An 18,432-nucleotide genomic window follows, 5' to 3' on the forward strand; every position below is an offset into this window, starting at 1 on the left:
GCGGTAATCTGGCTTCACTATGCCAACCTATCGGGACCCTAACCGGACTTATTTCCGTGATGGCGTCGGTGAGCACGACGCCATCGACCACGCGGACCATACCGGTTTCAACGGCGGCAAGCTGGCTGCCACCGTCCTTATCGTTCGCGATGGCGAGGACGGACTCGAGGTCTGGGTACAAGAACGCGTGTCCACCATGCGCAATTATCCGGGGCATGTCGTATTCCCCGGCGGCGGCGTCGACCCCCGCGACTTCCCGCCGCGCACGTGGGATTCCGGCGAGCTGTGGTCCGGCGCGTCCACCATTTCCATGGCCCGCAAGATGGGCGTGACCCGCTACAAGACGCACGCCCTCGTCTTCGCCGCTGCCCGCGAGCTCTTTGAGGAGGCCGGCACGCTTCTGGTGCGCGGCCTGTCCGGCGAGGTTCTCGAGGATGCGCGCCGCTATCACGACGAGCGCCTTGAGCTCGAAAACCACACCATCTCCTTTACAGAGTTCCTCTCGCGCCGCCGCTTCAAGCTCGACGCAGATATGCTGCGCCCCTGGGCGCGCTGGGCGGGCGTCGATAAAGGCCAGTGGTTCGACACGTTCTTCTTTATCGCGACGCTGCCTCCGGGCCAGGAGCCGGACGCCACGACCTTTGAAGCCGCTGACGCCAACTGGTTCCCGCCCCAGCTCCTCCTCGACGGATGGCGCGCCGGGCTCGTGCGCCTTGCCCTGCCCACGTGGCGCCAGCTTGCCCGCCTCGCGGAGCACGACAGCGTCTCCGGCGTGATCAAGGCCGCGGCCAATGCTGACCTGCGCCCCGTCATCGGCGACCCAGTCGACGACCCACACTACAGCGACTACTTCGAGACCAACCCGGTGGACCGCATATGAGTTTTACCCTCGACGAGGTCGCCTTCCTCGCGGCCCACACCTTCGACCACGATCTTGAACTCACTCCCAAGACCCAGCTCAAGGACGTGGAGTTCCTCCGCGGGCTCTACGGCGAGCACGCCCGCGCCGTCGCCGAGCTCCTCCAGGCCCGCCGCTCGGGCAAGCTCCCTGCTCACTGGCTTGCCGATGCCACCTCGGTCCAACAAGCCACCCCACCCGCCGTCGCGTCCTTCCGCGCCCAGCACTTGGCTGCGCTCGGCGTTGAGTTCGTCCACGACGTCACCTGTTCCATCGGCACTGAGGGGGCATTGCTTCGCACTGCCCGAATTGACTATGTCGGCTCCGACCTCGACGCCTCACGCTTGGCCATGGCCCGCCACAACGTGCCCGACGGCTGGTTCGTCCGCGCGGATGCCTTGGCACCCGTGACCAACTCCGGCGTCGTCGTCGCCGACCCCGCCCGTCGCGCGGGTGGGCGCCGCATTACCGACCCCGCCAAGCTTCTTCCTCCGCTGCCAGACCTCGTCGCCGCGTACCCCGGCCGTCCCCTGGCCATCAAGTGCGCGCCGGGCCTCGACTTCTCCGAGTGGGACGGCGGCGTGGACATCGTCTCCGTCGACGGCGGCGTCAAGGAGGCCTGCCTCTACACGCCGGACCTCGCCGCCGCTCGCCGCCGCGCGGTCATCCTCCGCGACGGCCACACGGACATCGTCACGGACGCGCCCGTCGATCCACCCGCGCCCGGCGAGCCCGGCCGCTTCATCCTCGAGCCCGACGGCGCCATCATCCGCGCCGGGCTCGTCCAGCATTACGCCGCGCGCGAGGGGCTCTGGCAGCTCGACGAGCACTTGGCCTACCTCACCGGCGACCGGCTGCCCACGGGCACCTCGGGATTTGAATTCATCGAGCAGGTCCCCCTCAAGAAGCTCAAGGCCGCGCTCGCTTCGTACGACTGTGGCCGCGCGGAAATCCTCGTGCGTGGCGTGAACGTCGACCCAGACCAGCTCCGCAAGAAGCTCAAGCTGCGGGGCCCCGCAGCGCTCACGGTGGTGGTGGCGCGCGTCGACGACGGCCTCGCGGGCTCGGCCGCCGGAAGTTCGCGGCAGGTCGCATTTATCTGCGGCCCCCGAGTATCATCGAGCAAGGTTTAGCTAACTTTCATAACACACGCATGACGGAAAGGGACACGACACATGCCAACCATCGTGGCGCTGGTCAAACACGTACCGGATACCTGGTCGACGAAGACACTGGGGGAGGATCACCGGATTAACCGCGACGTGGACAACGTCATCGACGAGGTCAACGAATTCTCCGTCGAGCAGGCCCTTCGCCTGCGCGAAAACAATCCGGACGCCGGCTTCCGCGTCGTGGCTCTCACCATGGGCCCGGCCCAAGCCGACGAAGCTCTGCGCAAGGCGCTCGCCATGGGTGCGGACGCCGCTGTGCACGTCGTGGACGATCAGCTTGCTGGCGCTGACGCACTCTCCACCGCCTGGACCTTGAACGCCGCGCTCACCAAGCTCGCCGAGACCGACCCCGTCCAGATCGTCGTCGCCGGCTCCCAGGCCTCGGACTCCCAGACCGGTTTGCTCGCAGGCCTGCTCGCCGAGTACCGCCAGCTGCCCGCGCTCACCGGCGTGAAGACCCTGAACTTCACCGGCGACAAGCTCACCGGTACCCGCGAGGACGCCCGCGGTACGTGGGAAATCGAGACCGCCCTGCCGGCTCTCGTCACCGTTACAGACAAGGCGGACAAGCCGCGCTTCCCCAACTTCAAGGGCCTTATGGCCGCGAAGAAGGCCGAGGTTACCGAGTGGTCCGTCGCAGACCTTGGCATCGACGCCATTGCGCCGGCCACTCAGGTCACTGACTCCCAGGAACTGCCGCCGCGCACCGCCGGCGAGGTCATCTCCGGCGTCTCCGCCGAAGAGGCCGCCAGCCAGATCGCCGACTTCCTCGCCGCCCGCAACCTCATTTAAGGAGCACCCACCATGTCGCACGTTTACGTTCTTGTCGAGCACGAGGCGGGCCAGCTTTCACCGGTCACCGCCGAGCTCATCACCGCCGCCCGCCCGCTGGGCGTCGTCTCTGCCGTCGTCGTCTCCGCCTCGCCTGCAGGATTTGAGAAGGAGCTCGCCGAGCTCGGCGCCGCCCAGGTCGTTGAGGCCACCACGGCCGACTACGGCCAGCGCCTCATCACACCCGAGGTCGACGCCCTCCACGCCCTCGGCGCCGCGAACCCCGCGCCCATCGTCATCGCCGCGACGCCCACCGGCAACGAGATTGCCGGCCGCGTTGCCGCACGCCTGGCCTCCGGCGTCCTCGCGGACGTCACGGCCATCAACCCGGATCACTCCGCCACCCACGTCATCTTCGGTGGCACCTTCCAGGCGACCTCCACCGCCGCGGGCGCCTGCCCGGTCTTTACCGTGCGCCCCGGCGCCATCAAGGCCGAACCGCAGCCGGCCGCGGGCGAGCTCGCCCCCATGCCGCTGCCGGGCGCCACCGAGCGCGACGTCACCGTCACCGGTTTTAAGCCCGCCGAGCACTCCGTGCGCCCCGAACTCACCGCCGCCAAGGTCGTTGTCTCCGGCGGCCGCGGCGTTGGCGACAAGTTCGCCGAAGTTGTCGAGCCGCTTGCCGATGCCCTCGGGGGCGCCGTCGGCGCCACCCGCGACGCCGTGGACAACGGCGCCTACGACCCCGCGCACCAGGTCGGCCAGACCGGCGTCACCGTCTCGCCGGATCTCTATATTGCACTCGGCATCTCTGGCGCCATCCAGCACCTCACAGGCATGCGTACCTCGGGCACCATCGTCGTGGTCAACCAGGACCAGGACGAGCCCTTCTTCGAGATCGCTGACCTCGGCGTCGTGGGTGACCTCCACGAGATCGCCCCGGCGCTTACCGCCGAGATCAACTCGCGTCGCGGCTAATGTCACACTATTTCGACTACGCGGCGACCCAGCCCATGCGCCAAGCGGCCGTGGACGCCTGGGTCGCCGCGTCGGGCGCTCTCAACGCCGGCGCGACGTATGCTTCGGGCCGCCGCGCGCGCAGTGTGCTTGACGATGCCCGTGAGTCCATCGCCGCCGACCTCGGCTGCGAGCCCATCGAGGTCATCTTCACCTCGTCTGGCACCGAGGCGGACAACATCGGCATCCAGGGCCTTTATCGCGCCCGCGTGGCTGCCGGTGCGCCGGCGCGCGTTGTCTCCACGCCCATCGAGCACCCTGGTGTCCTCGAGACCGTTGCCGCCCTCGCTAAGGAAGGTGCGACCGTTGACCTGCTGCCCGTCGGCCACGACGGCCATCTGAGCGACCTCGCGGCGCTCGACGCCCCCGCTGCCGTGGCGACGTGCATGTGGGCCAATAATGAGACCGGCGCCCTCCAGCCCGTCAAAGAAGTCATCGACCGGGCGGGCGAGACCCCCGTCCACATCGACGCCGTTCAAGTCATGGGCAAGCTGCCTATCGACTTCCACGCGCTGGGTGCCACAACGTTGGCCGCCAGTGCCCACAAGTTCGGCGGTCCGCGTGGCGCAGGCCTCCTGCTCGCGCGCCGCTCGCCGGCACCGCAGCCCATCGCCTACGGCGGGGGACAAGAGCGCGGCATCCGCCCCGGCACCGTCGACGTGGCAGCCGCTTCTGCGACGGCGGCCGCGCTCCACGAGTCGCTCGCCGAGCTCGAGTCCGAGGCCGCCCGCGTGCGCGTACTGCGCGACGCTCTCCGCGATCGCCTATTGGCCGCCGTGCCCGACGCGATCTGCAACACGCATGAGCCGGCGTTGCCCAGCCACCTGCATCTCACGTTCCCGGGCACGGACTCGGATAGCTTGCTCATGCTGGCCGACGCTGCGGGGATAGAGGCATCGGCAGGCTCCGCATGCCATGCCGGCGTGTACCGCCCCTCGCACGTCCTCGAAGCTATGGGGATCGACCAGGACCACTCCGGTGGTCTGCGGTTTACCCTCGGCCCCGGCACCACGCAGGCGGACGTGGATGCTGCCTGTCAGGAAATTCCCAGCATCGTGGAGCGAGCTCGCAGTGTATAAGTAGGAAACTCGTGGGCTTTCGCCCGTAACGTTCCAGCAGGCGGGAACTACTGTTATCTCGTGCAATCAGTTATCGATTTTGTGCGGGAGATTCCGCTCACGGGAACCGCGGCGGGCGTCATCTACGTGGTGCTACTTGTCCTCGGCGCGGATGTCGTCCTCTGGGCCGGCTGGAAGCGGTGGCACCGCACGGGCCTTACCCTCGCCGTGGCGCTCGCCGCTGTCTCCGCGGCATGGTTTATTCTCCGCCATTGGGATATTCCCCTCTACCTTTTCGCCGCTGGGCTCGTCTCGGTGCTCGCGCTCGTGGGCGTGGCCGTCCTGCCGCGCCTGCGCGTGCTCCTCGCGCTCGTCGCCGTCGTCTCCGCCGTGTCCACCGCGGGCCTGGCCAACATGGAATACGGCACGTATCCCACGGTCGCCTCGCTCGACCCGCAGCCCGTAGCTCCGGAGATGACGCTCGATCAGGTCAAGGCTGCGTCGGCGACGGACGGCGCCCACGGCGCGCTCGTTACCTTCCCGGTGTCCTCCGCGGTCTCGGGATTCACCTCGCGCGACGCCACGGCGTATCTGCCGCCGGCGTATTTCACGTCGAACGCCACGTTGCCGGTTATCGTCTTGCTCCACGGCAACCCCGGCGGACCGGAGCAGTGGTTCGGCTCCGGTGAGGCAGCGCAGACCGCGGACCGCTTCCAGGCCGCCAACGGGGGAGTAAGCCCGATCGTCATCGCTGTCGATGCCACAGGCTCCGAGAACGCCAACCCCATCTGCGCCAACTCTTCGGTCGCCACAGTGATGACGTACCTCACGACGGACGTGCCGAACACGATTAAGGCAGACTTCCGCGTGGATGCGGATCAGAAGCACTGGACGGTCGCTGGTTTGAGCTACGGCGGCACGTGCACGCTGCAGATCGCCACGACGCACCCGTCCGCATTCGGCTCGGTCATCGATCTGTCCGGCGAGGCGGAGCCGACCATCGGCACGCATGCCGCGACGGTTGAGAAGTTCTTCGGTGGCGACGAGTCCAAGTACCAAGCACAGAACCCGGCTAGCCTGCTTACCGCACACAGCTACAAGGATTCGGGGCTGGCCGCCGTTTTCATCGCGGGCACCGCGGATGAGCATGCGAAGAGCGCGCTCACAGACCTCTCGGCCAAGGCGCGTGCCGCCGGAATTCCGGCGTGGTACGGCACACTCGAAGGTGGACATTCCTTTGACGTGTGGCGCCCTGGCCTGCAACGCGCCTTCGCGTGGGCCGCGCGCCGCGGCGGGCTCACTGTAACGACCGATCCCTTCGACGGACTGAAAGATTCCGATGTCACGCTCTAAAACCTTCCTGCGTCGCAACCCAGTGACGCTCCTCCTCATCGTCATCGTGTGGGCTCTGTGGATTCTTGGTGCCTCGGATGGGCTGCTCGATGACCTGTCCGTCCACACCGCCGGCGGGGCGTTCATGCTCACGCTGCTTGCCCTCGCCGTGGACATCCCAGCCGAGCGCACCCTGGGGTGGAAACGTTTCCTCGCCGTGGGCGTGGCAAGCCAGCTCATCGTCGTGCCGCTGTCCCTCGTGATTGCCAAGGGCATTGAGATTGCCGGTCTCAACCGCTGGGGCGATGATCTCCTGCGCTCGACTCGGATGACGCTCATCGCGTTCATCATTGGCACCGCCGGTTTCGCCTCCGCGCGGCTTCCCCGGCTCTGGCGCCGCCGCGTGCGCCTAGTCATCCTCGTGCTGCCCGCCACCATGGCCTTGTATTCGGGCACGCTTCCCGATGTCATCGGCGTGACCGCCGCCGTGTTGTCCATCGCCGCGGGAGCCTGGTGGGCGAAGGAAACCCGCGGCGCGGGGGCATCGGCAAGCGAGAAGCGCGTGCTCACTGCACTGGTGGTGGGGATCGTCGCGCTCGGTCCGCTCTTTGTCGCGCTCAATCCTGGCGCCGAGGGCCCGTTTAGCCCCGTCACCCAGCTCATGTGGTCCGGCGGTGCTTCCGATGCCCTCACCGCCGGTCTATGCCACTCCCTGCCCGGCTCGCAGGAGTGCCAGGACGCCCTCAGCTGGTCGCGTGTCTACGGCCTGGGCCCGGCCGTCGCGGACCTCATCCCGCTGCTCATCCAACTCGTGCTCTGTTATGGGCTGTGGAAGGGCCGCCTCGCCGCGTGGTGGGGTTCGCTTCTCGTTCAATTCGCTGCCATGGCCGTGCTCGTCACGCAGCTCTTCGACTTGGATGAAGACGGCGTGGCGCTCTACGGCATCAACCTAGCGGCGGTTCTCGTGCCGTGGCTGGGGTGTGCTTGTGTACTCGTCTGGAACCGCCGCGTGTTCAGCGTGCGCGAGAATTCCGCCTCGGTCCTCCGCGTACTGCTGCGCCTCCTGCTCGCTTTCGTTGTAGTGAGCGCCGTGTGGTTCGTGGGTGCCTGGCTTCTGAGGGCTTCCTTTGACGACGCGTCCTTCGGCTCTATCGCGTTTGAATGGCCGTTGCGCTTCTTCCCGCCCGTTGTTGCGCTGCTCCTGCCGTACGCGCTCGTGCCGGGCACCTCGGCGGCGTGGGCGCTCTACGAGTGGGTGGGCACGGTCTTCTGGCTCTATGCCGCGTGGCAAGGCTGGCGCATATTCGCTCGACCTGCTGACCCTTCCGGTGATGCCACTCACGCGCGTGCCATCCTCGAGTCCGGCTCTGGCGACCACCTGTCGTTCATGACTCTGTGGGAGGGCAACCGCTACTTCTTTAATGCAGCGGGGGATACGTATGTGGCCTACCGCGCCTCCCGAGGGGTGGCGTTGTCCTTGGGCCAGCCTGTGGGACTTGACCCCGAGGGCTGCGCCGCCGAGTTCGAGGCCTTCGCGCGTGAGAATTCGCTGCGTCCGGCGTGGTACTCCGTTTCCGAAGCCTTCGAGCGCCCGGGGTTCCGCCGCCTCGAAGTCGCCGAGGAAGCAGTGCTGCCGACCGACAACGTGGAATTTAAAGGCAAGAAGTTCCAGAACGTGCGTACCGCGCGTAACAAGGCTGGCAAAGAAGGCGTGACGACTATGTGGACGACGTGGTCGGAACTTTCGCTCGAGCTTCAAGCGGCCGTTATCGCCCTGTCTGAAGAATGGGTCTCCGAGAAGTCTTTGCCGGAGATGGGCTTTACTCTGGGCTCGCTGCCGGAGCTGCGTGTGCCCGGTACCCGCTTGCTGCTCGCCGTGGGTTCTGACGGTTCTTTGCATGGCGTGACGTCATGGTTGCCGGTCCACCATTCCGGCGAGATCGCGGGGTACACGCTCGACGTCATGCGCCGTTCCGAGCATGGGTTTAAAGGCGTCATTGAGCTGCTTATCTCCGAAGCGCTCCTGCAAGCCGCTGCCGAGGGCTGCGAGTGGATTTCGCTCTCGGGCGCGCCGCTGTCCGGCAGCTCGTCCGAGCCCGGTTTGCTCGACGCGCTGCTCTCGCGCGTGGGCGAGGAGATGGAGCCGCTCTACGGCTTCCGCACGCTCGCCGCGAGCAAGCGCAAGTTCCAGCCGACGGAGCACGCGTGGTACCTCGCGTACGACGATGAGTTGGCACTGCCTGCTATCGCCGCCGCGGTCGTCCACGCCTATGTGCCGTTGCTCTCGGCTGCGGATGCGGCGCGTGCCGTGCGCGCGTGGCTCGCCGCGCGATCCGAAAAGTTAAAGCAGTAACGCGTGTTGTGTGTGTGACTCGTGTGATTGATGTGTAGTGTCGCAGGCATGATCTCTGCACGCCGTATCGTCGCGGCCCTTACGGCTGCCGCACTTGCTCTGTCCACAGCCACCGTTTCCAGCACCGTCGCTCAGGCCCAAGACCTGGGCGGCCTCGTTGCACCCAGCGGCATCGATGTCTCTGGACACCAGCACACCACGCTCGCCGGCATTGACTGGAACGCCGTGAAGTCGGACGGCCAGTCCTTCGCGTTCGTCAAGGCCACCGAGGGCGAAGGCTGGGTTAACAGCCACTACGTCGGCGACGCGAACGCCGCGAAGATGGCCGGTCTCAAGGTCGGCGCGTACCACTACGCCCGCCCAGCAGCGGATCCCGCTCGCCAGGCCGCGGAGTTCGCTGCACAGCTCGCCCTCGTCCCGGGCCAGACCCTGCCGCCGGTCCTCGACCTCGAGGTCTCCGAGGGCAAGTCCCCGGCCGAGCTCGTGGCCTGGACGCGCACCTTCACCTCGGAGCTGCAGCGCCTAACCGGCCGCACCCCGATGATCTACACGTACAAGTACTTCTGGCTCCACGAGATGGGCAACACGACGGAGTTCTCCGAGTTCCCGCTGTGGCTCGCCGCGTACCAGGATCAGGCCCCGGAGCCGGTGGGCGGCTGGGACCGTATCGCCTTCTGGCAGCGCTCTGACTCCGGCCGCGTGGGCGGCATCACTGGCCCGGTGGATATGAACATCTTCAATGGCACCCAGATGCAGCTCGAGACGTTCTCTGCCGGTAACTACATCGACTTCGGCGGCATCCTTGAGAACCTCGTCATCCCGGGCGTTGACCTGTCCGGCGACGCACGTGCCGTCATTGCTGCCATCCTTGCTTTGTCCGTCGGCGCCGCCGTCGCTCCTGCCCTCACCGAGGCTGCCGGAGGGGACCAGTTTACAGATATGGCCAAGGCACTCATCGCCAACGACGCGCTGCCGAAGGAGAAGCTCGAGGAGATGCTGAAGAACGGTGCCACCCTCTCCGACCTCGCGCTGCTGCTCGACAACGCGGCGCACCTGTCCAACACCGAGGTCGACGCCGTCGAGGTCGACCACGCGCAGAAGGCCGCCCGCGAGGCTGGCGTGCAGTTGCCGCAGCTCGACTCCGGCGCCGTCGCGGCGGCCGTGAACCGGATGCTCGCCGGGGCTTAAACGGCAGCGCTGACAATAGCCACAACGTCCGAATAAGGTCTCGATTTTTCACATTTCGACTCCTTATTCGGACGTTGTGGCTATTTCGCGTCAGTCATGCACATCCCACGGGTCGCTCCGCGTACTAAACCACCTGTGCCACTGCCGGACCGGTGTGTGGACTTTCGCCTCCAAGTCGGGATTCAGCGCCGTCGAGATTTGCCGGAGGATATCGTCGCGGTGGTACGTCACGCAGCTTCCCGTATAGCGCAGCGGACGCCAGCCGCGCAGCACTGCGTCGTTTGTCTTCCACGCGTCGCGAATGGTCTCGGGTTTCCGGGAGTGGTACTCGAAGCCGTCGATTTCTACGGCACATCCCAATTTGGGCAGCACGATGTCCCAGAGATAGGGTCCGATGAAAGCATTGGATTCAGTGTGCAGGCCGAGCTCGCGTAATCCGCGAACGATACTTCTTTCTGCGCCCGAGTCGGTCCCGAGTGCCGCGCGATCGAGGAGCGCTCGCGAGCGTTTGGGCAGGCGAGCAATCGACTCCATGTGCTTTTCGAGCCGGATTTTTCCGGGCTGACCTGCATATGCATGCTCAAGGTATTTCAGGCCCAGCTCGTCTTCATCTATGTATGCGACCGCGAGAATGGGGTAGTGAATGCGTGCCTTGCTGTGGATGTCGTTCGCTAGCTGCGTTGTGCGGTGCGCAACGAAGAACTGCGAGTGGGGAAGAGTTTCTGAATACGCGACGTGGAGCGGCAGCGTCAGCGGCTTTCCATGAGCTATCTGTCCTGCGGTGATCCCAGTGAGGACGAGGTCCGGCGTCCGGTCTTGAAGGATGACAGCTAACTCCGCCGCTGTGGGCGTGCGGCTCAGGTACAAACCTCTACAGATGGGCACGGCCTTGCCATTCTTGACAAGCGTGCGCAGCTTCGAGCGGCTGAGCTCCGGAAGGACGAGGTCATCCATGATAATCCCCCTTGAACGTGTGGTCCCCGTCACGGAGCTTAACCTACTCGGCGGGATCGCGCAGTGCGTCCGCCCCCTTGAAAAATTTCCGGGTCCAGCGTTCGTCCTCGTAACGCGCGGGCACGGCGCCGGCGAGCAGTGGTTTTGTAAGCGCCGCAAATTCCGGTGAGCCCTCCACAGGAAGCTCAGTATCGGAAGCGATGAGAATGATGTTCCCGTAGCGGCGGCCCTTGAGCATCGGCGGATCCGCGATGACGGCCACATGAGAGAAGACCTGCGCCAGGCCGGCCAGCTCCGCCTTCGCTACCCGCAGCGAGGAGTGGTCGCCGCAGTTGGCGACATACAGGCCGCCCGCGCTCAGTGCAGAGTGAGCCGCCTCGAAGAACTCGACCGTGGTGAGAGGGCGCGGGGTTGTGGACCCCGCGAAGACGTCGCGGATGATGACATCGCAACGCCCCGGCGGAAAGCCGAAGGTCACCGCGCGCGCCTCCCCGGCGCGGATCTTGACGGTGGGGGCAGACGGGATATCGAAAAGCTCGCGCACCAGTTGCCCAAGCTTGGCATCGAGCTCGACCACCGTGTTGTGCGAGTTAGGCCAGATGGACGCAAAATAGCGCGCCAGCGAGCACCCCGCGCCGCCCAGGTGGACGAGTCGGCGACCAGGAGCCAGCGACTCGACAGCCGCAGCGATCCACCGCATGTACTCGAACTCGAGCTCCTCCGGTTCATCCAGCACGATGTGGGACGACGGCACACCATTGACGTTGAGGATATACGCGCCTTCCCGGAATGGGTCGGCCTCGACGGAAGCCGAGCCCGTGGAGATCTCGTAGGTGCCGATCCGAGGGTCGGAGGAGTGCGCGCGTTGTCTACCCATGCGCTATACCTTACTAAGGGCAGGCTCATCGGACGCATGTTAGGTTAGGTTTTCAAGCCTAGACCAGCTCTTATAGGTCATACATAATGAATGTATGGTCACTGTTAACTCCTTGCGCGCAGCGGTGCTTGGCGCGAACGACGGCATCATCAGCAATGCCGCGCTTCTCCTTGGCGTTATAGGCTCCGGTGCTTCCGATGCCGCCATTCTCACCGCCGGCATCCTCTCCGGCTACGGCATTTCGGATAAGACCGCGCACAAGGCGGCGCAGGAGATTGGAGAGGGCGACCCGCTCACCGCGCACCTGCAGATTGAGTACGGCCTCGATGGCGAGAAACTCACTAATCCCTGGGAGGCAGCCGCGGCTTCGGGCGCTTCCTTCCTGGCCGGTGCGGCGCTGCCGTTGGCATCAGTGTTCTTCTCCTCCAACTCTGCCCTCGTCGTCTTCGCGACGACGTTGCTCGCGCTGGTGATTACGTGCTTTACCTCGGCCAAACTCTCTGACACGGGTCCCGTGCGCGCGGTACTCCGGCTCGTGCTGGGTGGCGCGCTCGGCCTGGCGGTCACCTACGGCATCGGCGCAGCGTTTGGTGGGGTCGTGGGATAATTTGCCTTAAGGGATAAACTGACCTCCATGCGAGTTCTAGTAGCAATGTCCGGCGGCGTCGATTCTTCTGTGGCGGCCGCCCGCGCCGTCGAGGCCGGCCACGAGGTCGTGGGCGTGCACCTCGCGCTGCACAAGGACGCACAGCAAACCCGTGAGAAGGCCCGCGGCTGCTGCTCGCTTGAGGACTCCGCGGATGCTCGCCGCATTTGCGACAAGTTGGGCATTCCCTTCTACGTGTGGGACTTCTCGGAGGAGTTTAAGGAAGCCGTCATCGGCGATTTCGTGGACTCATACGCCCGCGGCGAGACCCCTAACCCGTGCCTGCGCTGCAACGAGAAGATCAAGTTCGCAGCCCTCCTGCGCAAGGGCATGGCGCTGGGCTTCGATGCCGTCGCGACCGGCCACTACGCCACCATCGACTCGGACGGCTACATGCGTCGCTCCCTCGATGAAAACAAGGACCAGTCCTACGTCCTGGGTGTCATCACGAAGGACGAGCTCGACCACTGTTTCTTCCCGATTGGGGACACACCCAAGCCGCAGATTCGCGAGGAGGCTAAGCGCCACGGTTTCTCCACCGCGACGAAGCCGGATTCCTACGACATTTGCTTCATCCCGGACGGCAACACTCAGGCGTTCCTGGGCTCGAAGATTGGCCTGCGCCCGGGAATGATCGTCGACAAGGAGGGGCACGAGCTCAAGGAACACGACGGCGCGTGGAACTTCACGATCGGCCAGCGCAAGGGCCTCGACATTAAGGCCCCCGCTGCCGATGGTCGCCCGCGCTACGTCATGGACATCGATGCCGCCACCGGCACCGTCACGGTCGGTTCCCGCGAGGATCTTAAGGTCACGCGCATCACCGCGGACCGTCTTAAGTACCTGCACCCGGCCATGGACGGCGAGTTCGACTGCGACGTCCAGGTCCGCGCCCACGGCTCCGTCGTGCGCTGCCACGCCGTCGTCGATCGCGCGAATGACACGATGACGCTCGAACTCGACGAGCCGCTCGACGGCGTGGCCCGCGGTCAGGCCGCCGTACTCTACCTGCCCAGCCCGGACGAGCTCGGCGACATCGTTATCGGGTCTGGCACCATAAACGGGACGAACTAAGCTCCCAGCACGCAGCGGCTGATCAGCTGGTCCAAGGCGCGGACGTCGACCTGCTTGCCCACGCTGACCTTGATACGGCCGGCACGGGTCCACAACTCGAGTTCCGCGTCGAGGTCGATCTTGCCTGCATTCTCAGATGACCACATCGTGATGGAGGAGTACGGCAGCGAGTAGATTTCCTTCTTCTTGCCCGTCAGGCCTTGCGCGTCGCGCACGATGAGCCGCTTCGTGGTGAAGACAGCGACGTCACGAAGCGTCGTATACGCGGCGATAGCTTCTTCGCCGGGCACGAGCGGCACGTCCGCTGGAATGTCGGTTTCGTCGTTGAACCACCATGTTGCGATACTGTCGTAAGCCATAGCCACCAACCTAACAAAAGGATGCGCACCCATGACCGGTTTCGGATTAGGCCCCATGCCGGGCACTTCCATGTCTGAGGCCGCCGATATCGTGATGGGGGAGACCGGCGCCCTTCCGCATCTGCCGCAGCTGCCGGACCGAGGCCTGGGTTCTGATGCTATCGGCCGCACCGCCGGCCTGCTCGAGACGCTCACCGTCGACCGTGGCCCGCGCTCGTGGCAGATGGCCGCGCGCCCACAGCGCGAGACCCGCCGCGTGTGGGACCGCATGGAACGTGACCTCGACGCCATCGTGGAGGTCTGGGGCGAGCATGTTCCACGCGTGAAGATCCAGGCCGTGGGTCCGTGGACACTCGCCGCCGCTGTTGAGTTGTCGAACGGTCACCGCGTGATTACCGACCGCGGCGCCCGCGAAGACCTGCATGCTGCGCTCCTCGAAGGCATCCAGGCTCACTCCGCGGAGGTAGCCCGCCGCTTCAACGCTGAGGTTGCCCTCCAACTCGATGAGCCTCAGCTTGCCGATGCCCTCGCAGGCCGCATCCCAGGCACCACCGACTTCGACCCAATCCGGGCAGTACCGGAGGAGGTCGCGATCGCGAGGCTGGAGGAGCTCGGCGCGGATTACCTGCGCGCCGGGAATCTCTGGCCGCTGGCCTCGGCGGGCACACTGCTTGTCGACTTCGCGGGACTCGATACGCCAGCGAACCTCGACGGCTTGGGCGAGCACCTCGAGGCCAGCCGCCGTGTGGGCCTGGCACTCGATCCGCGCACCTTCACCGATGCCCGCGCCGCCGCGATCGCCGTGGCCCAGCACGTCGACCGCCTGGGACATAGTCGCGAGCTGCTCGTCACGCACGTCGATATCAACCCGTGGCCCGTCCGGGACGCCGCGCGCGACTACCGCTTCGCGGCTGAGGTCGCGGGCATGCTTGAGCGTGACGCAGGGGACTTATAAAACAGCTGGTAGGCACCAACGCCGATGCGTAGAGTTACGGCGGCGACGAGGATGTACCACGCCCACAGGGCGCCGGGGTTCCAGGCGAGCGCGCGGCCGAAATAGAAGGCGAGCGCGATGTCGAAGAGCGCGTTGGCTAGAAAGTTCAGGAGGGATAGCGGCCGCGTGCGCAGGCGCCAGGTGCTCCAGAGCAGTCCTGCTGAGTAGGCGAGGGCGATACCGATGGCCATCATGCGTGCTCCTTAAATAGCGCGCGGGCAAGGTCTTCGACGCCGGTCATGCCGTCATTGCTGGCGTAGGCGGCGCGGTGCTGCTCGGGCTGGATGATGAGCATCGTGCTGTAGCCACCGGTGCCGCCGTTGTGCCAGTAGGTGCCGTCACTGTTGTCTTCCTTCTCCCAACCGAGATCGAAGTGTCCGTGGTCGCACATCCAGGCGGCGAATTTCGCCATGTCTGCGGCGGTGGATCGAATGCCGCCAGCAGGGGCATCGCCGTCGAGCTCCCACGCTGCGGCGGTGCGGCCATTGGGGGCGAGGCCGCGCGGGGCATCGGCAGGCACGGTGCCGGGGAGCGCGACGTAGGACTCCGTCATGCCGGCGGGCTCAAAGATGCGGGTGCGCACGAGTTCCTCGTAGGGAGTGCCGGTCTTCTCCGCGAGCAGGGCGCCGAGGAGCGCGTAGCCGAAGTTGGAGTACTGCTCCGTACCGCGGTTTTCGAGTTTCGCGGTGCGGGCGGCATCGAGAATGTCTTCGGTTGTCTCACCCGCATAGGGATTTCCGTTTCTGACCATTGTGACGAGACTGCGAAAGAAGTCGGGGTTGGCGAGACGCGGAAGGCCTGAGGTGTGGGTGGCGAGTTCCTTGACAGTGATGTCGGCGGCGGGGGAGTCCCCGAGGTCAAGGACTTCGCCGACACGAGTGTCGCGGGAGAGTACTCCTTCTTCGATAAGCTGCTGTGTGATTTCGACGGTGAACATTTTGGTCACGGAGCCGATTTCAACCTCAGTGTGCTCGTCGGCGCCGAGGCCGCCGAACTCGGGCGTGCCGTCGGTGAGGACGAAAGCGGCGAGTTGATGATGGCCGCGCTCCGCGTGGCTTGTGAGGTCGAGCGTGCCGGTACGACGTGATTCGGTGGCGATTCCGCGGGGCCCGGAGCTGATGAGTACTGCGGCGACGAAGACTGCGGCAACAACGGATGCAATGATTCGCTTATTCATTAGTGGTCCTCTCCTGCGATGATGATGGTCATCAGCGGAATGACGCGGCTGGCGCGGATTTCAAACGTGGACGCTTTGGCTTTGGTAATCCAGCCGGCGGAGCTGAGCTCGTTGAGATGGTGGTAGGCGGTGCTCGTGGAGCTCACGATGCCCTCCTCCACGAGGTCGGCTGCCGTCGCAGGGGCCGCGAGGAGACGGCGGAGAATTTCCGCGCGCAGGGGGTGCGCGAGCGCAGAAAGGCGGGTAATGGCGTCAGTCCACGGCTCGTCTGTCACGGCGTGGGTGGGGCGCTGCCATTGGTATTGGTAGCTGCCTCCGCCGAGCTGGACGTCGCCGCCGAAGGCGACGGAGCCATCCGGGATCTCGGGACCGGCTTGAAGGGCGTCAAGGAGCCAGAAAGTGTCGGCTGACGCGGGTTGCTGCTTTGCAGAGGGCTTGTGCTCCAGAGCATCGAGGCGTCGCTCCACCTCGGCGAGGCGCTGTACGAGGTCTGTCATGGTCATGTATTCCAAAATTCCAGAAAATTCAAAAAACTTCAAGAATTATGGAAATTGGGACGCGCTCGTGACAAAAGGAACGCCGCACGGCGGTGAGCCGTGCGGCGTTTGGGGAGGGAGGTTTTCTCGAACGTGAACGTTAAATCGGCTGATTTGGCGCTGAATCTGCTGGTAGTCGGGCTGTCGAAAAATTCGAGAAGTTTAGCTAATCATCGGCCACGCGGTGGAAACGTCCGAGGCGTCGCGGCCCTTGCCCTCGAGATACTTCTTAAAGCTCAGACGGTCCTCGTGCCACTTAACGGCTTGGAATTCCATGAGCTCGTCCATGTCCATCTCGGTCAACTCCGGGAACTTGCGGACCTGCTTCCAAGCAACGCGGGCGGCAGCGAGGGCATCGGCAGTGGCTTCGTGCGCATTGCCGATCTCCACGCCGTAATGGGCGGAAACATCCGTCAAAGTGCGCTTGCCCTTGCGGAACTTGTCCATGACGCGGTCGATAACGAAGGGGTCGAAGACCGGGCCGTCGACCGTGAAGTCGCCGGTGAGGGCGCGCAGCACCGAGAGATCATATTGCGCGTTGTAGACGATGAGCGTGAGTCCATCAGCCCAGGCCTGCTTGATTGCAGAAACGGTTTCGGCGAGGACTTCATCGTGCGGGCGGCCCTCGGCCTGGGCCTTTTCGGTTGTAATGCCGTGGACTGCGGCGGCTTCCTCAGGGATCGGCACGCCCGGGTCGGCGAGCATCTCGCGCGCGTCGACGTCGCGTCCATCAATGCGCACGAGCGCGGAGGTGACGATGCGGGCTTCCTTGGGATTAACGGAGGTGGTCTCGAGGTCGAAAGAGAGCATGCGGCTGGCGTCGAAGTTCATGGTTTACACCTTAGCGCCCCGCCTCGACATGAAGACAGGAACGTCAAAACTGCCGGACATGAGACTGCGATCGCGAGGTGAGAGTGCCAGCGTATCGTCTCGCGGATCCTCTGGGGACACTCCCACGATCTCATAGAGAAGAAAGTCATTTTGCGCGCAGTAGTCATGCACGAAGCCGGATTCGTCCGCGTCGTCGAACGCTAGTATCCAACGCTCGAAGCTCCGACGGACGCCATCATCAAGATGGAGCTGACGCGCGTGTGCAGTTCCGGCTTGTGGGCCTACAGTGGCCTCGGTGGCGAGATTCAGGATCGCGTTATGGGACACGAATACGTCGGCGTCGTTGAAGAAGTTGGGGCTGAGGTCAAGAACGTCAAGGCCGGCGCTCTCGTGGTTGGGCCCTTCGTCGCCTCGGACAACACGTGCGAGATCTGCCGGGCGGGCTATCAGTCGTTCTGCACGCACGTGTAGATGGTTGGCGGCGTCGGCACCCGGGCCGAGTACGCGCGCATTCCGCACCTGATCGAGCTCATCAAGGATGGCACCATCGACCCCGGCGTGGTCTTCGGCCTCGAATTGCCGCTTGCCGATCCCGCTACGGCTTACGCTGCCATGGACGAACGGCGCGCGACGAAGGCGTTGCTGAATTTCTAATGGTCGTCCGCGCTAGCATTGCCCGTAGTGATAACGGCACATGGCGATAAGCACGGCATCGTCGGTGACTTTAAAGACCAGGCGATGTTCATCGGTGATACGCCGTGACCAGTAGCCTACAAAATCATGTTTGAGCGGTTCCGGCTTTCCGATGCCCTCGTTTCCGTTGCGCTCAATGTCCTTGATGAGGGCATTAATGCGCTTGAGGACCTTGCGATCTTGGGTTTGCCACCATACGTAGTCCTCCCACGCGTTGTCGTCCCAGACGAGCTTCATGGAGGCTAGTCCTCGACGAGAGCGTGCTCGGTTCCGCTGCCGTTTTCTAGGCGCTCAATTGCATCGAAGAGGCGGCGGGCATTGGCAGGAGAGCGCATAAGATAGGCGGTTTCCCGAAGTGAGTTGTAATCATCGAGCGAAACAATAACGGCTGATTCTTTGCCGTTTCGAGTAATGATGACCTCTTCTCGGTCATCCACGACGGAATCGAGTACCTCGGCATAATGAGCTCGAGAATCGGAGTAAGTCATGGTGCGCATCGTAA

The 18,432-nt window shown here is 64.8% G+C and carries 22 protein-coding genes; 13 read left to right on the top strand and 9 right to left on the bottom strand.

Annotation, left to right across the window (positions count from 1 at the left end; translation table 11 throughout):
- The first annotated feature begins 19 nt into the window (after window positions 1–19).
- Genes HMPREF2559_RS04010 through HMPREF2559_RS04045 form a run of 8 tightly spaced genes read left to right on the top strand, consistent with a single transcriptional unit; the run spans window position 20 to window position 9,789 of the window.
- A complete protein-coding gene (locus HMPREF2559_RS04010; protein ID WP_066490937.1) occupies window positions 20–880 on the top strand; it encodes an NUDIX hydrolase in 861 nt (286 codons plus the stop codon).
- Window positions 877–2,031 carry a THUMP-like domain-containing protein gene (locus tag HMPREF2559_RS04015; RefSeq protein ID WP_066490951.1) on the top strand — a complete coding sequence of 385 codons (1,155 nt, stop codon included), beginning with the start codon at window positions 877–879 and terminating at the stop codon, window positions 2,029–2,031. The genes HMPREF2559_RS04010 and HMPREF2559_RS04015 overlap by 4 nt, the downstream gene beginning before the upstream one ends.
- A gap of 42 nt (window positions 2,032–2,073) precedes the next feature.
- Window positions 2,074–2,862, top strand: coding sequence for an electron transfer flavoprotein subunit beta/FixA family protein (locus HMPREF2559_RS04020; RefSeq protein WP_066490956.1), 789 nt, complete (start codon window positions 2,074–2,076; stop codon window positions 2,860–2,862).
- Between the two features lie 12 nt (window positions 2,863–2,874).
- Window positions 2,875–3,819, top strand: coding sequence for an electron transfer flavoprotein subunit alpha/FixB family protein (locus HMPREF2559_RS04025; protein WP_070539617.1), 945 nt, complete (start codon window positions 2,875–2,877; stop codon window positions 3,817–3,819).
- Window positions 3,819–4,937, top strand: a complete 1,119-nt coding sequence (locus HMPREF2559_RS04030; protein WP_066490962.1) for a cysteine desulfurase family protein — start codon at window positions 3,819–3,821, stop codon at window positions 4,935–4,937. The genes HMPREF2559_RS04025 and HMPREF2559_RS04030 overlap by 1 nt, the downstream gene beginning before the upstream one ends.
- Window positions 4,938–4,997: 60 nt before the next feature.
- The gene (locus HMPREF2559_RS04035) at window positions 4,998–6,269 is read left to right on the top strand and encodes an alpha/beta hydrolase (RefSeq protein WP_066490963.1); all 1,272 of its coding nucleotides are present in this window, start codon (window positions 4,998–5,000) and stop codon (window positions 6,267–6,269) included.
- Window positions 6,256–8,601, top strand: a complete 2,346-nt coding sequence (locus tag HMPREF2559_RS04040) for a bifunctional lysylphosphatidylglycerol flippase/synthetase MprF (protein WP_066490964.1) — start codon at window positions 6,256–6,258, stop codon at window positions 8,599–8,601. Before HMPREF2559_RS04035 ends, HMPREF2559_RS04040 begins: the two co-directional genes overlap by 14 nt.
- Before the next feature lie 48 nt (window positions 8,602–8,649).
- Window positions 8,650–9,789 (top strand): glycoside hydrolase family 25 protein, encoded by a 1,140-nt coding sequence (locus tag HMPREF2559_RS04045; RefSeq protein WP_066490973.1) that lies wholly within the window; start codon window positions 8,650–8,652, stop codon window positions 9,787–9,789.
- A 90-nt stretch (window positions 9,790–9,879) separates the two neighbouring features.
- Here the strand turns inward: HMPREF2559_RS04045 and HMPREF2559_RS04050 are convergent, their stop codons facing one another.
- Window positions 9,880–10,743, bottom strand: a complete 864-nt coding sequence (locus HMPREF2559_RS04050; protein WP_070539619.1) for a PDDEXK family nuclease — start codon at window positions 10,741–10,743, stop codon at window positions 9,880–9,882.
- Window positions 10,744–10,786: 43 nt separating this feature from the next.
- Window positions 10,787–11,620, bottom strand: coding sequence for a spermidine synthase (locus HMPREF2559_RS04055; RefSeq protein WP_070539621.1), 834 nt, complete (start codon window positions 11,618–11,620; stop codon window positions 10,787–10,789).
- A 94-nt stretch (window positions 11,621–11,714) separates the two neighbouring features.
- Here HMPREF2559_RS04055 and HMPREF2559_RS04060 point away from each other — a divergent pair, with 94 nt between their 5' ends.
- On the top strand, window positions 11,715–12,227 hold the full coding sequence (locus HMPREF2559_RS04060; RefSeq protein WP_070539622.1) for a VIT1/CCC1 transporter family protein: 513 nt from the start codon (window positions 11,715–11,717) through the stop codon (window positions 12,225–12,227).
- A gap of 27 nt (window positions 12,228–12,254) precedes the next feature.
- On the top strand, window positions 12,255–13,340 hold the full coding sequence (gene mnmA / locus HMPREF2559_RS04065) for a tRNA 2-thiouridine(34) synthase MnmA (RefSeq protein WP_070539623.1): 1,086 nt from the start codon (window positions 12,255–12,257) through the stop codon (window positions 13,338–13,340).
- On the opposite strand, the gene HMPREF2559_RS04070 is transcribed toward mnmA, so the two are convergent.
- Complete coding sequence (locus HMPREF2559_RS04070) at window positions 13,337–13,699, bottom strand: PH domain-containing protein (protein WP_070539624.1); 363 nt, start codon at window positions 13,697–13,699, stop codon at window positions 13,337–13,339. The genes mnmA and HMPREF2559_RS04070 overlap by 4 nt on opposite strands.
- A gap of 31 nt (window positions 13,700–13,730) precedes the next feature.
- On the opposite strand from HMPREF2559_RS04070, the gene HMPREF2559_RS04075 reads away from it, so the two are divergent.
- The gene (locus HMPREF2559_RS04075) at window positions 13,731–14,654 is read left to right on the top strand and encodes a uroporphyrinogen decarboxylase/cobalamine-independent methonine synthase family protein (protein ID WP_068801681.1); all 924 of its coding nucleotides are present in this window, start codon (window positions 13,731–13,733) and stop codon (window positions 14,652–14,654) included.
- Here the strand turns inward: HMPREF2559_RS04075 and HMPREF2559_RS04080 are convergent.
- From HMPREF2559_RS04080 to HMPREF2559_RS04095, 4 genes are all read right to left on the bottom strand, one after another.
- On the bottom strand, window positions 14,597–14,887 hold the full coding sequence (locus HMPREF2559_RS04080) for a hypothetical protein (RefSeq protein ID WP_141628778.1): 291 nt from the start codon (window positions 14,885–14,887) through the stop codon (window positions 14,597–14,599). The two genes, HMPREF2559_RS04075 and HMPREF2559_RS04080, sit on opposite strands and share 58 nt — an antisense overlap.
- Window positions 14,884–15,870, bottom strand: coding sequence for a serine hydrolase domain-containing protein (locus HMPREF2559_RS04085; protein WP_068801682.1), 987 nt, complete (start codon window positions 15,868–15,870; stop codon window positions 14,884–14,886). Before HMPREF2559_RS04085 ends, HMPREF2559_RS04080 begins: the two co-directional genes overlap by 4 nt.
- Window positions 15,870–16,367 carry an ArsR/SmtB family transcription factor gene (locus tag HMPREF2559_RS04090; protein WP_066491127.1) on the bottom strand — a complete coding sequence of 166 codons (498 nt, stop codon included), beginning with the start codon at window positions 16,365–16,367 and terminating at the stop codon, window positions 15,870–15,872. Before HMPREF2559_RS04090 ends, HMPREF2559_RS04085 begins: the two co-directional genes overlap by 1 nt.
- A 201-nt stretch (window positions 16,368–16,568) precedes the next feature.
- Complete coding sequence (locus HMPREF2559_RS04095) at window positions 16,569–17,237, bottom strand: 3'-5' exonuclease (RefSeq protein WP_066491007.1); 669 nt, start codon at window positions 17,235–17,237, stop codon at window positions 16,569–16,571.
- Between the two features lie 234 nt (window positions 17,238–17,471).
- On the opposite strand from HMPREF2559_RS04095, the gene HMPREF2559_RS04100 reads away from it, so the two are divergent.
- A complete protein-coding gene (locus HMPREF2559_RS04100) occupies window positions 17,472–17,708 on the top strand; it encodes an alcohol dehydrogenase catalytic domain-containing protein (RefSeq protein WP_309473687.1) in 237 nt (78 codons plus the stop codon).
- Entirely contained in the window at window positions 17,709–17,891 is a 183-nt protein-coding gene (locus HMPREF2559_RS04105; RefSeq protein WP_066491012.1) for a hypothetical protein, read from the top strand.
- Window positions 17,892–17,903: 12 nt separating this feature from the next.
- Here the strand turns inward: HMPREF2559_RS04105 and HMPREF2559_RS04110 are convergent, their stop codons facing one another.
- The gene (locus tag HMPREF2559_RS04110; RefSeq protein ID WP_066491014.1) at window positions 17,904–18,167 is read right to left on the bottom strand and encodes a Txe/YoeB family addiction module toxin; all 264 of its coding nucleotides are present in this window, start codon (window positions 18,165–18,167) and stop codon (window positions 17,904–17,906) included.
- Between the two features lie 5 nt (window positions 18,168–18,172).
- Window positions 18,173–18,427, bottom strand: a complete 255-nt coding sequence (locus HMPREF2559_RS04115) for a type II toxin-antitoxin system Phd/YefM family antitoxin (RefSeq protein WP_066491016.1) — start codon at window positions 18,425–18,427, stop codon at window positions 18,173–18,175.
- Between the last annotated feature and the right edge of the window lie 5 nt (window positions 18,428–18,432).

Origin of the sequence: Corynebacterium sp. HMSC072G08, from assembly GCF_001809185.1 — a bacterium.
Lineage (GTDB): Bacteria > Actinomycetota > Actinomycetes > Mycobacteriales > Mycobacteriaceae > Corynebacterium > Corynebacterium phoceense.

Bases quoted from the DNA above. Each gene is read 5' to 3' on its own strand.
- HMPREF2559_RS04010 (WP_066490937.1), top strand. From the start codon at position 20: ATGCCAACCTATCGGGACCCTAACCGGACTTATTTCCGTGATGGCGTC.
- HMPREF2559_RS04015 (WP_066490951.1), top strand. From the start codon at position 877: ATGAGTTTTACCCTCGACGAGGTCGCCTTCCTCGCGGCCCACACCTTC.
- HMPREF2559_RS04020 (WP_066490956.1), top strand. From the start codon at position 2,074: ATGCCAACCATCGTGGCGCTGGTCAAACACGTACCGGATACCTGGTCG.
- HMPREF2559_RS04025 (WP_070539617.1), top strand. From the start codon at position 2,875: ATGTCGCACGTTTACGTTCTTGTCGAGCACGAGGCGGGCCAGCTTTCA.
- HMPREF2559_RS04030 (WP_066490962.1), top strand. From the start codon at position 3,819: ATGTCACACTATTTCGACTACGCGGCGACCCAGCCCATGCGCCAAGCG.
- HMPREF2559_RS04040 (WP_066490964.1), top strand. From the start codon at position 6,256: ATGTCACGCTCTAAAACCTTCCTGCGTCGCAACCCAGTGACGCTCCTC.
- HMPREF2559_RS04045 (WP_066490973.1), top strand. From the start codon at position 8,650: ATGATCTCTGCACGCCGTATCGTCGCGGCCCTTACGGCTGCCGCACTT.
- HMPREF2559_RS04050 (WP_070539619.1), bottom strand. From the start codon at position 10,743: ATGGATGACCTCGTCCTTCCGGAGCTCAGCCGCTCGAAGCTGCGCACG.
- HMPREF2559_RS04055 (WP_070539621.1), bottom strand. From the start codon at position 11,620: ATGGGTAGACAACGCGCGCACTCCTCCGACCCTCGGATCGGCACCTAC.
- HMPREF2559_RS04060 (WP_070539622.1), top strand. From the start codon at position 11,715: ATGGTCACTGTTAACTCCTTGCGCGCAGCGGTGCTTGGCGCGAACGAC.
- mnmA (WP_070539623.1), top strand. From the start codon at position 12,255: ATGCGAGTTCTAGTAGCAATGTCCGGCGGCGTCGATTCTTCTGTGGCG.
- HMPREF2559_RS04070 (WP_070539624.1), bottom strand. From the start codon at position 13,699: ATGGCTTACGACAGTATCGCAACATGGTGGTTCAACGACGAAACCGAC.
- HMPREF2559_RS04075 (WP_068801681.1), top strand. From the start codon at position 13,731: ATGACCGGTTTCGGATTAGGCCCCATGCCGGGCACTTCCATGTCTGAG.
- HMPREF2559_RS04080 (WP_141628778.1), bottom strand. From the start codon at position 14,887: ATGATGGCCATCGGTATCGCCCTCGCCTACTCAGCAGGACTGCTCTGG.
- HMPREF2559_RS04085 (WP_068801682.1), bottom strand. From the start codon at position 15,870: ATGAATAAGCGAATCATTGCATCCGTTGTTGCCGCAGTCTTCGTCGCC.
- HMPREF2559_RS04090 (WP_066491127.1), bottom strand. From the start codon at position 16,367: ATGACAGACCTCGTACAGCGCCTCGCCGAGGTGGAGCGACGCCTCGAT.
- HMPREF2559_RS04095 (WP_066491007.1), bottom strand. From the start codon at position 17,237: ATGAACTTCGACGCCAGCCGCATGCTCTCTTTCGACCTCGAGACCACC.
- HMPREF2559_RS04105 (WP_066491012.1), top strand. From the start codon at position 17,709: ATGGTTGGCGGCGTCGGCACCCGGGCCGAGTACGCGCGCATTCCGCAC.
- HMPREF2559_RS04110 (WP_066491014.1), bottom strand. From the start codon at position 18,167: ATGAAGCTCGTCTGGGACGACAACGCGTGGGAGGACTACGTATGGTGG.
- HMPREF2559_RS04115 (WP_066491016.1), bottom strand. From the start codon at position 18,427: ATGCGCACCATGACTTACTCCGATTCTCGAGCTCATTATGCCGAGGTA.